This window comes from Chryseobacterium sp. (assembly GCF_029240215.1).
Classification (GTDB): domain Bacteria; phylum Bacteroidota; class Bacteroidia; order Flavobacteriales; family Weeksellaceae; genus Chryseobacterium.
Genome location: NZ_JARBTK010000003.1, coordinates 263,554 through 279,415 on the forward strand (window position 1 = coordinate 263,554; position 15,862 = coordinate 279,415).

The following is a 15,862-nucleotide window of genomic DNA, read 5'->3' on the forward strand; positions in this document are numbered from 1 at the left end:
AGACAAATAGTTAAACCTTCCCGATGAGGTGACAATAGATTTTTAATTATCTTTGATTTCTTAACATATAAATAAATAACAGTACTATAAAACTGTTGATCAAGAAAAGATATAATGGCAACGAAAACAGCTGCAAAAACAAAAAGTACCGAAGAAATCCTCTGGGATTCTGCCAATAAATTAAGAGGTTCTGTGGAGCCTTCCGAATACAAGCACGTGGTGTTGAGTCTGATCTTCCTCAAGTTTGCGAATGACAAATTCTTGAGAAGAAGAAAGGAACTTATCAACGAACATAAAGAAGCTTTTCTGGATATTCCCGAGTTCTATCAGGCGGAGAATGTCTTTTACCTGCCGGAAGAATCGCGGTGGACTTTTATTATGGAAAACGCCAAACAGGAAAATATTACCCTGATTGTAGATTCTGCCCTAAAAACCATTGAGCGTACCAACAAATCTCTGGAAGGTGCTTTGCCCGATAATTATTTTTCACGTCTTGGGCTGGATCAGTCTAAGTTCTCGGCTTTGCTGGATACCATCAACAATATTGATACGCTACGCGACGAAGCCCATGATATTGTCGGGCGTGTGTATGAATATTTCCTGAGCAAATTTGCCATTGCCGAAGGGAAAGGAAAAGGAGAATTCTATACGCCAAAGTCTATCGTCAACCTCATCGCTGAAATGATAGAGCCTTACAAAGGGAAAATCTATGACCCTTCCTGTGGTTCGGGTGGGATGTTTGTACAGTCGCTGAAGTTTATTGAAAAGCATAAGGGAAACAAAAAAGACGTTTCTATCTACGGTCAGGAGCTGACCAACACGACCTATAAACTCGCCAAGATGAATCTCGCCATCCGTGGGATTTCTTCTAATCTGGGGAACAAAGCAGCAGATACTTTTGGCGACGACCAGCATAAAGATCTGAAAGCCGACTACATAATGGCGAACCCACCTTTTAATTTAAAAGACTGGCGTGCGGAAAACGAACTGACCACCGACCCAAGATGGGCAGGTTATGAAGTGCCACCAAAATCCAATGCCAATTATGCGTGGATTCTGAATATGATCTCCAAGCTTTCTCAGAATGGCGTTGCCGGATTTATTTTGGCAAACGGTGCCTTGAGCGGTGGTGGTGAAGAATATAAAATCCGGAAGCAGATTATTGAAAATGATTTGGTGGAAGCGGTTGTGATTTTACCAAGAGCAATGTTTTATTCTACCGATATTTCAGTAACGCTTTGGATTCTGAACCGCAATAAAAACGAAAGAACTTTTGAAGTAAATGACGGCATTAAAAATTACCGTAACCGAAAAGGCGAAGTGCTGTTTATGGATTTGCGTCAGAAAGGTGAACCGTTTGAAAAGAAATTCATTCAGTTTGGCGAAGATGAAATTACTGCGATTGCGACTCATTATCACAATTGGCAACAATTCCCCTCCACTGGAGGGGTGTCCGAAGGACGGGGTGGTTACAATATCCCTGAATATTCTTACAGTGCTACTTTAGAAGAAATTCGTCAAAAAGACTATTCTTTGGTACCGAGTAAATATATTGAATTCGTCAACCGTGATGAAAGTCTGGATTATGCTGAGCAGATGCAAAGTTTACAGACTGATTTGAAAGATCTGTTTCAGCAGGAAAGTCAGTTGAAAGATGAGGTTTCCAATGTTTTTAAAACTCTCGGCTATGAGTTATAAGAGATTAGGTAATTATATTCAACAGGTTAATGTTCGGAACAGAGATTCGGCAACAGAAGTTCTTTTAGGCGTGAGCATTACTAAAAAGCTGATACCTTCAATTGCAAATATCATAGGTACGGATATGTCTGTCTATAAAATCATTGAGAAAAGACAATTTGCCTATGGAACTGTGACTTCAAGAAATGGAGAAAAGATTTCCATTGCTTTATCTGACCAGTATGATAAAGCGCTAGTTTCTCAAATCTACGTTGTTTTTGAAGTGATTGATACTGATGAATTGCTTCCTGAATATTTAATGATGTGGTTTTCCAGACCTGAGTTTGACAGATATGTTAGATTCCATTCTCACGGCAGTACGAGAGAAACTTTTGATTGGGCAGATATGTGTGAAGTTGAATTACCCATTCCAACAATCGAAGAACAGCGAGAAATTGTTGCGCAATACCAAAGCATAGCCAATAAAATAAAAGTCAACGAGCAGATTTGCGAAAAGTTAGAAGCTACTGCGCAGGCTTTGTACAAACATTGGTTTGTGGATTTTGAGTTTCCAAATGAAGAGGGAAATCCTTACAAATCTTCCAAAGGTAAAATGGTTTGGAACGAAGAGCTTGGAAAGGAGATTCCGGAGGGGTGGGAAGTGAAGAGATTGGGAGATATTTCTAAAATAATTACAAAAGGTACAACTCCAGAAAAAATGTCATCTTTGAAAAATGATTATTATTCCATACCTTTTATTAAAGGTGAAACTATTAATGAAAATCACACACTAAATATTGATAAAACATCATATATAAATGATAATATACATAATACTGATTTAAAAAGGTCAATTATTTATAAACATGACATTCTTTTTTCCATAGCTGGTACACTAGGTAAATATTCTATCTATGAAGAAAATCACAATGCGAATTGTAATCAAGCAGTAGCTATTATTAGATCTAATAAAGCAAAATATATCTATTGGAATTTTTTAGCTAATGAACATAAGGAATACTTCAATTTTAATATACAGCAAGCCGTACAAGCAAACTATAGCTTAGATACTGTTAGTAATTATAGATTACTTGTAGCTAAAGACGATGATTTAGTGGACTTTTTTACTACTAAAATTTATTCTCCAATATTGAATTTTAGAGTACAAAACCAAAAAATCGCACAACTGCAAAGTTTGTTGTTGTCGCGGTTGGGGAGGAAAAACTTATTAATTTGAATTTTATACAGCAATAAAAACTATAAATTATAATGAAAATTTAAAAAAAATGGAAGATAATTCACTAAATAATTATAACCGAGAAAAAGACAATGAGCCAAACTTAATCATTAATTTAAATGAAGAGTATAAAATAAAAATTGAAAAAGGTAATCAGTTTTACAAATCAATTTTTAAAGATGTTTATACGGCAGCTTTAAACAATGTTGAGGGCATTGTAGATCAAGCAAATCAACAAAATGATTATGATAATTTTAATAACATTATTGCTTTTACAGGTGAGCGTGGTAAGGGTAAATCATCATCTATGATTTCGTTTAGAAATGCACTTATAAATCATCATTTGGAAATAAATTCAGAATTTTTCAGTAATAAAAAAGAAATCGTAAGAAAGAAGTTTGCCACAATTGATATAGTAGATCCTTCATTATTTCGAGGTGGTGAAAGTCTTTTTGAAATTATTCTCGCTCAAATGTTTAATAAATTTCAGGTTGATATTAAGTGTGAAAATTCGAAAGTTTCAGATGACGATAGAAGAGCCTTAATAAAACAATTTCAGGAAGTTTTTGAAAATCTTCAAATAATAAATTCTGACCGAACAGACTTATATAAAAAAGAATCTATAGAAGCTCTAAGTAAATTAGCGACTAGTAGCACGCTAAGAAATTGTTTTAAAGATCTTGTGTCAATATATTTACAAAAATTTGAGAGACAAAAAGATTATTTGGTAATTGCTATTGACGATTTTGATTTAAATACTTCTGGAGCTTATGAAATGCTTGAAAATATTAGGCAGTTTTTGATTCAGCCTAACATAATTTTACTTATTGCATGTAAAGTGGAGCAACTAAGAGTTGTGGTTTTAAACCATTTTTATCGAGAATTTGAACTATTACTAAAGTATGAGTCAACAGAAATCACAGAATTAGATTTAATAAATAAATCAGAGAAATATCTAGAAAAGTTGATTCCAAATGAAAAAAGATTAATACTACCAAACCCAAAAATGTTTTAGTTATGCAAATTCAATATAACTCTACTATCTTAAGCAATGCGGATAATTTGCAGGATTTAGCTTTAAATCTTATCTATGATAGAACCTCACTTTTCCTAAATAAACCAGAGTTTAAGTCTAATATTTTAATTCCTGATACATTAAGAAGCTATAATGAATTAGTAAGCTGTTTTAAAGATAGAGATAGTCTTAAAAAATTTGAGAATTATCTCTATTACAGGATCAGTTCTGAATTTGATAGTAATAAGGTAATGGTGTTAAATAAACTGAGTAACGCAAATGATGAAATGTTTTTAATTCAATTATTAAACTCTCTAACTGATTTTGATCATACTTATGGACAATCAGAAATTACTACAGAGATATTCAATACCAAAAATCCTTATAATATATCCATAGCTGATTTAACATCTAGCTTTAATTACATCGAGGATAATTGTGGATTAAATGATTATAACAATAAAAGATTTATTGATTTTCTTAGGATATATACCGCTTTTAGAATTTCTAATTTCTCTGATATATTAAAGACAAATTTATTAAAAGGCGGATTAGTTAATGATCACTACTCAATATTTCCTAGACAGTTGAAAGATGATTTTCGAAGAGATCAAATTGTCTTTAATTATAAATCTGTTGTTGAGAGCTTTCCGGATCATGAAGTATGGTTGAACTATTTTATAATATATACAGGTTCACTAAAAGCTGATTACAGACTAGATGACGAGAATATTTACGAAAGAAAGCGATTAACACGATTATACGACAATGCTTGTTTTAGTCCACTTTTTCCAATTGTAAGCTTGTTTTGTATAAATGAAAATATGCCTACTTCTTCTGATTTAGTTAATGAATGTATTGATTGGTGTGTAAATAATCAAAATTTAAAATCTCTTTTTTTAAATCCTTTATTTCTAAATGAATTCAATAAAAGATTAGATAATTTCTCTAAACATAAAATGAAAGATTCACTAGGATCTTACTCTGATATTGTTTTTGATTATGTATTTGTGGGTATTCCATTTGTTGTTAAAGATCTCAAATTGAAATATCCATTCCTAAATTTTCTTGATTCGGAAACCATTATAAATAATCCGATTTATAATATATGGTTCAATAACAGAGAAGAATATTGTAAAATAATAGATGATGTTTATAGAAATAATTTTTTACAAACATATTCATCAGAAACTATTGCAACTGCTCAAAAAGCGCTTGAGAAATATGAAAAATATTTTGATAAAACAAATAAAAATACTTCGCAAGGAACTAAACAGGCCATGAATTTTCTCGTTAAGCTTTTTGTTAAAGATAAAGAAATTCACCAGGAATTTAAAAAATTCAGAAGCCAAATGGATAGACAATATAATAACGGCTTAAATAATATTCATAATTTATTAAATAAGATTTCCAATGGATAATATTCGGAAATCTATTCGCTTGTTATTCGTTGATTATTGCCCAGATTATATTTTAAGAACAAAAAATTCTTTAAAATTTATTAATAAACTGACCTTTCTGGAAAGAGGTTTTCAAGCGTTTTCTAATTATTCTTTGGATGAAATCAGTAATGTATTTCAAAAGTTAGAAAATGATTGGTTTATAGATATTGAAAATGGTAGTAAAAACTATTTTAATATCCTAAATCATTTTAATTCAAAAATTTTAGTAGAAGAAAATCAGGAGCCTTTTGTCAATTATCATCATTTATTAAAATGGAGAGACTTATCATACTATACAGGCGAAGATTTGTTGACTACATCGTATTTTGCATACATTGATAATAGGTCAAAAAGTAACAGAAGTTTTTTTTCCTGGCGACCAACTGCTTTTTCTGATAATAAGCGTTTAAGACTTCTATTAAATAAGGGACTCGCTGATAATCACTTTCATTTAAAAGGATCGGGTCCGGTATTCGATTTAAGCTGGCTTAACTTGATGAATAATCCAACAAAATTCGAGAATGAATTTTTGATGCTCGAAAAGGATTTAAGTCTATTGACAAAAATTTCAAATGCGTCTTTAAGTTCAACGAAAGAATTAAAAATATTAGTTTATAAAGCTGCTTATATCAGATATTTATTATTTTGTAAGATTCATAAAATTAGTTCAGTTATAAATGCAGATATATCTAAAGATAGTAATTCTGAACAGTCATATGATTTGCTATTAAAAATACGGGAGATCTCACAAAATATAAATTTATTGAAGTTTGATCTTGGACACAAATTTCAGTACAATAGTGACAGAAATCATACGATTGACTATGCTATACCAAAGAATATACACAAGAGTAATTTTGATAAATCTTACGTTTTTTATGGTGAACGTAAATTAATGTACGACTGCTTCCAATTAGTTTTTAAAAAAGACAGGGACTTTCAAGAATACAATTATCTCTTTCATTCATATTTGCTTATTAAAGCACAGTTTCGTGCGGAACTAATTCAGGTTAACGACAAAGTTGGGTTTGCTAATTTCGCTAAGTATCAAGATAGAAAAGAATATTTTCTGCCAGATGGTAGTATTTATCATACAGCATTTATAAATTTAGCGGTGCACGATACAAAAAAGCATATTAAAATAAATTCTTTTGAGTTACGTATTGCTCCTAAGGACAATGTGATTAAATTGAAATTAGCTATTGATGGATATAATCATGCGCTTAGAAAAAATGCAATAAGGACATTGCTAAAAAAAACTAGAATTTACTTAAAAAATAATCGAGGAAAAGAAAGATCTTATCTAACAAAAAATAATATTTTTTATACGATACACTATATAAAAAAAAGAGATAATCAAAAATTAAATAATATTTCGAGTAGTATACTTTGCAGACATTCTCGTTTGAGAGAAGAAATTAAAAATCAATCTATTGCAGTTAGTCGATTGAGAGAAAGCACTTCTCCTTTATCTAATCTGATTAGAGGTATTGATGCTGCATCAAGTGAGTTTGATGCAAACCCAGAAGTGTTTGCGCAAGGCTTTAGATATCTAAAGAATCATAAATTAAGAGGACATTTGGATCATCTAAAAGATAGTCTAGATGAACCTAAAATTTATGCAACTTATCATGCAGGAGAAGATTTCTATGATTTGGTAGATGGTTTACGATCAATTGATGAAAGTGTGAAATTTTTGAATTTGAAACAAGGAGATCGTATTGGTCACGCTCTAGCTTTAGGCTTTGGTGTTAAAGAATATTACGACTTCAAGCAAAATAAATTAATGTTACCTAAACAAATTGTATTAGATAATATTGTTTGGCTTCTGGCAAAAATACGAAAGTATGGTATTTCAATACACCGTAATGAGATTAATAGGCTTGAGAAGTTGTATGAGAATCTGTATTTTGAACTATACACATCAAATTATGATAGTACACATCCATTACGAGAAAAAAATGTCTCACATACAACTTATTTTGATGCATGGAAATTGAGGGGAGATGACCCATATCTCTACTTTGATAATCTAGAAATAGATGTGTACAGAAAAATAAATCTTACATATTGGGAAAGATGTCGTATCAATGAGGAATATCCTAAGATAAAAAATATTAGATTAAGTATAGATGCTAAAAGAATAGTCCAGGCTTATCATTTTAATTCTAAAATCAAGATTGCTGGGAATCTAATTAAACAATTCGATGTTACTCATGCATATATGGAGTTAGTGGAAGAAGTTCAGAAAAAAATGATGCACGACATTAAGGATTTGAACATAGCAATTGAAACCAATCCCACTTCAAATTATTTAATAGGAACTTTTAAAAGATATTCAAAACATCCAATTACCAGATTTCATAATTTAGGGCTTGAATTAGATAAAGAAATTATCAAAAATTGCCCACAGTTATCAGTTTCTATAAATACAGATGATCAAGGAATTTTTTCTACATCATTAGAGAATGAATATGCATTACTAGCAATTGCGTTAGAAAAAGAGAAAGATGATGTGGGAAATGCTAAATATAATTCATCCATGATTTACGAATATTTAGAGAGAGTAAGATTAATGGGTTTAGGTCAGAGTTTTAATAATTGATAAATAAAGGATGAAATACACCGAATCCCAATTAGAAAAATCATTCATCCATCTTCTGAAAGAGGAAGGCTACGAGTACGTGAATGGCAAAGACGTAGTTCGGGCATCTCATCAGGAGGTTTTGATTCGGGAAGATCTGAGTGATTTTCTGCTGTCGCGTTATCCTGATTTGGAAGCGATAGAACTGGAAACCCTTATCAATGAACTGGCGTATCAACCTGCTTCCAATCTGTATGACAGCAATAAATACATTGGAAAACTCCTGGCAGACGGTCTGATTTTTAAGAGAAACAATCCTTCTAAAAAAGATTTGCACATCCGCTACATCGATATAGATTCCGCCATTCTTTTGAAAACCAATCACTTTAAGATTGTGAACCAGCTGGAGATTCAGGGAAAAGAACTGCGCATTCCGGATTTGATTCTGTATATCAACGGAATTCCCTTGGTGGTTTTTGAGTTTAAAACTTTGATTGAGGAGAAAATTACAATCTATGATGCTTTTAAACAGTTGACAGTTCGCTATAAAAATCATATACCAGAACTGATGAAATACAATGCATTCTGCATCATCAGCGACGGCGTGAACAACAAAGCAGGTTCTCTGTTTGCACCTTACGGTTTCTTCTACGGTTGGCATAAAATAACAGGCGAAGAAAGGAAAGCATTGACGGGAATTCATACCGCCACTTCCATCGTCCACGGAATGCTGAACAAGCAAAGGCTTTGTGATATTCTGCATCACTTTATTTGGTTTCCCGATACGACTAAAAGAGAAGAAAAGATCCTGTGCCGTTATCCGCAGTATTATGCTGCCAACAAACTATTTGACAGTATCCAGAAGCACCGCAAACCGGAAGGCGACGGAAAGGGCGGAACCTACTTCGGCGCGACAGGTTGTGGGAAAAGTTATACAATGCTTTATCTCTCAAGATTATTAATGCGTTCTACGCAGTTGGCAAGTCCGACCATCATTATTATTTCCGACCGTACCGATCTGGATGACCAGCTGTCAAGGGATTTTACCAATGCCAAGGATTTTATTGGCGATGAAAATATTATCAACATAGAATCTAGAGCCGATCTTCGCACAAGATTGCGGGGAAGGGAAAGTGGCGGCGTCTTTCTGACGACCGTTCAGAAATTTGCAGAAGACGATGAGGTGCTGAGTGAGCGAACCAATATCATCTGTATCTCCGACGAAGCCCACCGCTCGCAGGTGAATCTGGATTTGAAAGTCCGCATCGATGAAGACGGTGTGAAAAAATCCTATGGTTTTGCCAAATACCTTCACGATTCTCTTCCGAATGCGACGTACGTAGGATTTACGGGAACGCCGATTGATAAGACTCTGGATGTGTTTGGTCCTGTGGTAGATTCCTACACCATGTTTGAATCGGTGGTGGATGAAATTACGGTTCGACTGGTGTATGAAGGACGTGCTGCAAAAGTCAATCTGAACCATTCCAAAGTGGTGGAAATTGAACAGTACTATCAAAATGCCGTTGCGGAAGGCGCTTCGGAATATCACGTGGAAGCCAGCCAAAAAGCGATTGCCAGAATGGAAGTAATTTTGGGCGACCCTGGAAGAATTGAAGCGATTGCGCAAGATTTCATTACACATTATGAAAAACGAATCGAAGAGAAAGCGACCGTTGCCGGAAAGGTAATGTTCGTTTGTGCCTCAAGAGAAATAGCCTACAAACTTTTTAAAGAAATCATCAGGCTAAGACCGGAATGGAATGAAAAAAGTCTTGCGGAAAACCTGAGTGAAAAGGAGCAGAAAGAAATCAAACCCATCGAGCGCATCAAAATGGTGATGACCAGAAACAAAGATGACGAAGAGAGTTTGTGGAATCTACTCGGCAATAAAGAAGACCGAAAAGAACTTGATCGGCAGTTTAAACAAATCCATTCTAATTTCAAAATAGCCATAGTGGTTGATATGTGGCTGACTGGTTTTGATGTTCCGTTTTTGGATACAATTTACATCGACAAGCCATTGCAGACGCATAACCTGATACAGACGATTTCACGTGTGAACCGAAAGTTTGAAGGCAAGGACAAGGGTCTGGTTGTCGATTACATTGGCATCAAGAAAAACCTGAATCATGCTTTGGGCTTATTCAATAACACAACTGCGGCAGACGATTTTGAAGACCTCGATAAAGCGGTGATTATCGTCCGAGATCAGTTAGATTTACTGCGACAATTTTTCTATCAATTCGATACCACTGATTATTTCAAAGGTTCGCCTGTCGAGCAGTTGCATTGTCTTAACCGTGCCTCTGAATTGGTATTACTTACCGAAAAGTCTGAAAAGTTCTTTGTGGATGTGACGAAAAAACTGAAGGCAGCTTATAATTTAACCTGCGGTTCGGAAATCTTTAATGACAAAGAAACCGATGAGATTCATTTTTATTTTGCCATTAAATCGATTGTTGTCAAGCTGACCAAAGGTGAAGCTCCCGACACCGCACAAATGAATGCCAAAGTGAGCAAAATGGTAGAAGATGCCATCGTTTCGGAAGGCGTGGAGGAAATCTTTAAACTCGATGACAATAAAGCCAATGCAATAGATTTATTTAACGATAAGTTTTTAGAAAAAATCAATGCACTAGAATTGCCTAATACCAAGATTAAAATCCTTGAGCGCCTTTTAAAACAGGCCATTTCTGATTTCAAAAAAGTCAACAAAGTAAAAGGCATTGAGTTCTCTGAAAGGCTTCAGAAAATCATCAACAGCTATAACGAACGAAGTGAAGGAAACCTGCTGGATTATGATGGTATTCAAGCGACTACTTCCGAACAGATTCTTGAACTTATTTTGAAACTTCGTACTGAAATGGCTTCGTTTGAAGATCTTGGTATCAATTACGAAGAGAAAGCCTTCTACGATATTCTGGATATGGTTTGTAAGCAATACGGTTTTGAGTTTGACAAAGACAAAATGCTGGAGCTCGCCCGAGAAATCAAGAGGATTGTAGATGATACCGCCAAGTTTCCGGATTGGAGTGACAGGGATGACATCAAAGCGCAGTTAAAGATGGAAATTATTGTGAAGCTGCACGAGTTCGGTTATCCACCAATTACGCAGGATGATGTGTATAAGAATGTGCTGGAACAGGCGGAGAATTTTAAGAGGAATAGGTAAAGGAATAAATTGAAGGAATTTTTGAATAACTAAACTCTCATAAGATGACATTTTTAGAACTGGCAGAACGCATATTAAAGGAAGAAAATAAACCCTTAACCGCCAACGAAATTTGGAATATGGCTATAGAAAAAGGATATGATAAGCAACTTAATTCTGAAGGAAAAACTCCTTGGGCTACTTTAGGTGCTTTAATTTATGTTAATGCAAAAGATAATCCTAAGTCAATATTCTCAAAAACAGATTCTAGACCAAAAAGGTTTTATCTAAAAACAATGGCTGATAAAGTTGATATGTATGAAAATACAATTCCTGAAGAGCCTGTTTTATCAAAGAAGAAGAAATTTGATTTTCTGGAAAAAGATCTTCATAAGCACCTTACATTTCATGCATATTATTATATGCAATGTTATACTAAAACTATAAATCATAGTGTTTCCAGCAAAAAAGAGTTTGGTGAGTGGGTTCATCCCGATATGGTAGGATGCTATTATAGAACTCAGGACTGGAAAAAAGAAGTTGGTAATTTTAGCAATGCAATTGGTATTAGATCAATTGTTTTATATTCTTTTGAAATCAAAAGAGAATTGAGTTTTGCCAACTTAAGGGAAAGTTTTTTTCAGTGTGTGTCTAATTCTTCCTGGGCAAACGAATCTTATCTTGTTGCTGCAAGAATATCTGAAGACGAAGATTTTATGAAAGAACTTGAACGCCTTTCATTATCCTTTGGAATAGGAGTTATCGAATTAAATACAGATGATCCCCATTCTTCTGAATTAATAATTCCCGCAAAACATAAAAAGGATTTAGATTTTGAAACAATAAATAAATTAGCGATGAATAGCGACTTCAAAGACTTTCTTGAAACGGTACAAATTGACTACACCAGTGGAAAAATTCATAATAAAGAATATGATAAGGTATGTGAACTTGAAGAATTAATGAAGAATAAAACAGATTAAAGAGATGAAAAAAATGTTCACATGGTGTGGTGCTGCAAATATAAGGTAAAACAAAAAGTTAAACAAATTGCTCAAATGGTAATTGATAATAATCTAACTTGTTTACCAAATGGTATAGATTTGACTAAGAGAGAAATTAAAGGAGTTATAAAAGTAAGTAAGCTTTGTATAGTCAAAGCTGGCTAAGAGATTTAGAAAAATTATAAAACTATCAATTCAAAAACTCAGTCGTATTAATCCGTACACAATATTCACTTCCAAGATACAAAGGATCACCATGCTTTTCAGACCAAAAGCCATCCAGAATATCTTTAGTAAGACAACGGTAAACAGCAGTTCCTTTGTATATTTTCTGATCGTCGCCTTCGTAATTAAAATTGATCACTAAAATATCATTTTTAAAAAATCCTGTTCCCTTTTGTTCGTGGTCACCAATGATCCACTGAGCGATGATGCGGTTGTTTTCGTCAAGAGAAAGCGTCAGAACACCGTGATAAGAAATGTGATCCGTTTCTTCCTGATTACTGCCTTGTATGGAGTAGCTGCCCACTAAATCCTGTACTATCATTGATTCATTTTTATGGTCAACAAATGTAAAAACTTTTATCCTGCTGAAATCAAAGATGAGGTGTGTTTTATGATATTTATTTTTGTTTTAGATTTGCCGTCATGTTGTACCTGCTTTTATTCATCAATCTGATCACTTTCACAACCTTTGCACTGGATAAATGGAAAGCTGTAAAACACAAAAGAAGAATCTCAGAATTATCACTTTATATAATGACGTTTTTAGGTGGCACTCTTGGAGCGATTTTGGGAATACTCATTTTCAGACATAAAATATCAAAGAAAAGTTTTCTCCTCAAAATCGGACTGATCATTTTGTTACAGATACTGATCATCATTTTCATTAAATTAAAAATTAAAAACTGACAATCACCAACAAACACCCAACAGATCATTTTAACAAATTTTTATAAGTTCTATTGATTAGCACGGCATCATATTTTCTTTGAAGTAAGCATATAACACCAAAAAATTATAGTATTATGTCTAAGAAAATTGCAATTCTTTCAACACACGGTTTTGAAGAAAGTGAATTAAAATCTCCAAAAGAGCATTTGGAACAACAGGGTTGGACGGCTCACATCATCAGTCCCGAATCAGGAACCATCAAGGCTTGGGCAGAGAAAGACTGGGGAAAAGAATATGATGTTGATAAAACTTTAGATGAGGTATCGGCTTCAGAGTATGACGCATTGGTTTTGCCGGGCGGAGTAATCAATCCGGATCAGCTGAGAACCAACGAAAAAGCTTTAAGTTTTGTAAGAGACTTTTTCAGTCAGCATAAACCTGTTGCGGCAATCTGTCACGGTCCGCAGATTCTGATCAACGCTGAGGTGGTAGAAGGAAGAAACCTGACGTCAGTAGATTCCATCAGTAAAGACTTGAAAAATGCAGGAGCAGTCTGGGAAGACAGTGAAGTAGTGGTAGACAATGGTTTGGTTACGAGCAGAACTCCGAAAGACCTTCCGGCTTTCAATGCTAAAATGGTAGAAGAGATCAAAGAAGGCAAACACGAAGACCAGAACGCATAATCAAATTGAATATGCATATATAAAGAAGGCTTGGATCGAATGATTCAAGCCTTTTCTGGTTTATTAGAGTGTAGAAAAAGATAGATCATTTTTTGTAAATAAAATTATTTTCGCTGTTTAGAATCGGGTCGAAAAATTTACAAGCTCAACCTCTTTATCTCAATCTCATATTTTCCTTAAAAAAACATTGCAAAAACTCAAAACTAACCAGTCAAAACTCGCAACTTCACAAAACCTTCTCATTATGAATTTGTTAATTAATAAAACTTTTAGTGGTTAATTCATTAAAAATCACTAATTTCGCACCCGTAAAAATCATTCATGCAAAACATTAGAAATATTGCGATTATCGCACACGTTGACCACGGTAAGACTACTTTGGTTGATAAGATTATTCATGCTACAAACATTTTCAGAGAAAATCAGGAAAGTGGAGAATTAATAATGGATAACAACGATCTTGAAAGAGAAAGAGGGATTACCATTTTATCAAAAAATATTTCTGTAACTTATAAAGACGTTAAAATCAACGTTATCGACACTCCTGGTCACGCCGATTTTGGTGGTGAGGTAGAGAGAGTTCTTAAAATGGCAGACGGTGTGATCTTGTTGGTAGATGCGTTCGAAGGACCAATGCCTCAGACAAGATTCGTACTTCAGAAAGCTTTGGAATTAGGTCTTAGACCTTTGGTTGTAATCAATAAAGTTGATAAACCAAACTGTCGTCCTGAAGAAGTTCACGATCAGGTATTTGATTTGTTCTTCAACCTTGAAGCTACCGAAGAGCAGTTGGATTTCCCTACATTCTACGGTTCATCTAAACAAGGTTGGTTCAACACGTCACTAGAACAAACTGATAATATTTTCCCATTATTAGACGGGATTTTACAATATGTTCCTGAGCCGAAAGTGGAGGAAGGTAACTTGCAGATGCAGATTGTTTCTCTTGATTTTTCTTCTTTCTTAGGAAGAATTGCGATCGGGAAAGTAATCAGAGGTGAAATTAAAGAATCTATGTGGATCGGTCTTGCTCAGGCAGACGGAAAAGTAGTGAAAGGAAAAGTAAAAGAACTATACGTGTTCGAAGGTCTTGGTAAGAAAAAAGTAACCGAAGTAAAAGCAGGAGATATCTGTGCTGTTGTAGGTTTTGATGCTTTCCAGATCGGAGATTCTTTCGTAGATCTTGAAAACCCTGAACCATTGCCAAGAACGGCTATTGATGAGCCTACGTTGAACATGACGTTCTCAATCAACAATTCACCTTTCTTCGGAAAAGATGGTAAATATGTAACTTCAAACCACCTGAAAGAAAGATTAACGAAAGAATTAGAGAAAAACTTAGCATTAAGAGTTGAGCAGACTGATGATGCAAACACTTTCTTGGTATTCGGTAGAGGTATTCTTCACTTATCTGTTTTAATTGAAACAATGAGAAGAGAAGGGTATGAAATGACTATCGGACAGCCACAAGTTATCCTGAGAGAAATCGACGGAGAAAAATGTGAGCCGTACGAATCTTTGGTTGTTGATGTTCCTGAAGAATATGCTTCAAGAGTTATCGATTTGGCTACTCAGAGAAAAGGAGATCTTCACATTATGGAAACGAAAGGTGAAATGCAACACATGGAATTCGAAATTCCTTCAAGAGGTTTGATCGGATTGCGTTCTCAGATGTTGACGGCTACTGCTGGTGAAGCTATCATGGCACACCGTTTCACAGAGTATAAGCCTTTCAAAGGTGCGATTCCTGGAAGAAGTAATGGGGTATTGATCAGCAAAACTCAGGGTCCTGCAACAGAATATTCTATTGCTAAATTACAGGATAGAGGTAAGTTTTATGTTGATCCGGGTGAGGAAATCTATGCAGGTATGGTGATCGGTGAACAAAACAAGCCGGGAGATTTAGTTGTAAACATTGTTGAAGCAAAACAGTTGAATAACATGAGAGCTTCAGGGAAAGATAAAGATACAGGTGTTGCGCCGAAAATCTTATTCTCTCTTGAAGAATGTATGGAATATATCCAATCTGATGAGGCAATCGAGGTAACTCCTAACTTCATCCGTATGAGAAAGAAAGTACTTTCTGAAGAAGAAAGAAAAAGAATTGAAAGAGGAGCGAAAGCGTAATCTTACATTCTTAAATATATTAAAGCCTCGATTTTCGGGGCTTTT

At 34.4% G+C, this 15,862-nt stretch carries 11 protein-coding genes; 10 read left to right on the forward strand and 1 reads right to left on the reverse strand.

Annotated features, from left to right (window positions below):
- Positions 1–114 precede the first annotated feature (114 nt).
- Genes K0R77_RS08380 through K0R77_RS08410 form a run of 7 tightly spaced genes read left to right on the forward strand, consistent with a single transcriptional unit; the run spans position 115 to position 12,092 of the window.
- Positions 115–1,698: a type I restriction-modification system subunit M gene (locus tag K0R77_RS08380; protein WP_300351054.1), complete on the forward strand. Its 1,584-nt coding sequence runs from the start codon at positions 115–117 to the stop codon at positions 1,696–1,698.
- Positions 1,688–2,914: a restriction endonuclease subunit S gene (locus K0R77_RS08385; RefSeq protein WP_300351057.1), complete on the forward strand. Its 1,227-nt coding sequence runs from the start codon at positions 1,688–1,690 to the stop codon at positions 2,912–2,914. Before K0R77_RS08380 ends, K0R77_RS08385 begins: the two co-directional genes overlap by 11 nt.
- 49 nt (positions 2,915–2,963) lie before the next feature.
- On the forward strand, positions 2,964–3,929 hold the full coding sequence (locus K0R77_RS08390; protein WP_300351060.1) for a hypothetical protein: 966 nt from the start codon (positions 2,964–2,966) through the stop codon (positions 3,927–3,929).
- A 2-nt stretch (positions 3,930–3,931) separates the two neighbouring features.
- Entirely contained in the window at positions 3,932–5,350 is a 1,419-nt protein-coding gene (locus K0R77_RS08395) for a hypothetical protein (protein WP_300351062.1), read from the forward strand.
- Positions 5,343–7,976, forward strand: coding sequence for a hypothetical protein (locus tag K0R77_RS08400; protein ID WP_300351065.1), 2,634 nt, complete (start codon positions 5,343–5,345; stop codon positions 7,974–7,976). The genes K0R77_RS08395 and K0R77_RS08400 overlap by 8 nt, the downstream gene beginning before the upstream one ends.
- Positions 7,977–7,986: 10 nt before the next feature.
- Positions 7,987–11,130: an HsdR family type I site-specific deoxyribonuclease gene (locus tag K0R77_RS08405; protein WP_300351068.1), complete on the forward strand. Its 3,144-nt coding sequence runs from the start codon at positions 7,987–7,989 to the stop codon at positions 11,128–11,130.
- 44 nt (positions 11,131–11,174) lie between these two features.
- A complete protein-coding gene (locus tag K0R77_RS08410; RefSeq protein ID WP_300351071.1) occupies positions 11,175–12,092 on the forward strand; it encodes an HTH domain-containing protein in 918 nt (305 codons plus the stop codon).
- 211 nt (positions 12,093–12,303) lie between these two features.
- Here the strand turns inward: K0R77_RS08410 and K0R77_RS08415 are convergent, their stop codons facing one another.
- The gene (locus K0R77_RS08415; RefSeq protein ID WP_300351074.1) at positions 12,304–12,660 is read right to left on the reverse strand and encodes a hypothetical protein; all 357 of its coding nucleotides are present in this window, start codon (positions 12,658–12,660) and stop codon (positions 12,304–12,306) included.
- Between the two features lie 101 nt (positions 12,661–12,761).
- On the opposite strand from K0R77_RS08415, the gene K0R77_RS08420 reads away from it, so the two are divergent.
- The 3 genes from K0R77_RS08420 (at position 12,762) to typA (ending at position 15,817) form a co-directional block, all read left to right on the forward strand.
- A complete protein-coding gene (locus K0R77_RS08420; RefSeq protein WP_300351077.1) occupies positions 12,762–13,025 on the forward strand; it encodes a DUF1294 domain-containing protein in 264 nt (87 codons plus the stop codon).
- A 116-nt stretch (positions 13,026–13,141) separates the two neighbouring features.
- Positions 13,142–13,690 (forward strand): type 1 glutamine amidotransferase domain-containing protein, encoded by a 549-nt coding sequence (locus tag K0R77_RS08425; RefSeq protein ID WP_300351080.1) that lies wholly within the window; start codon positions 13,142–13,144, stop codon positions 13,688–13,690.
- A 321-nt stretch (positions 13,691–14,011) separates the two neighbouring features.
- Positions 14,012–15,817: a translational GTPase TypA gene (typA, locus tag K0R77_RS08430; protein ID WP_300351084.1), complete on the forward strand. Its 1,806-nt coding sequence runs from the start codon at positions 14,012–14,014 to the stop codon at positions 15,815–15,817.
- Positions 15,818–15,862 lie beyond the last annotated feature (45 nt).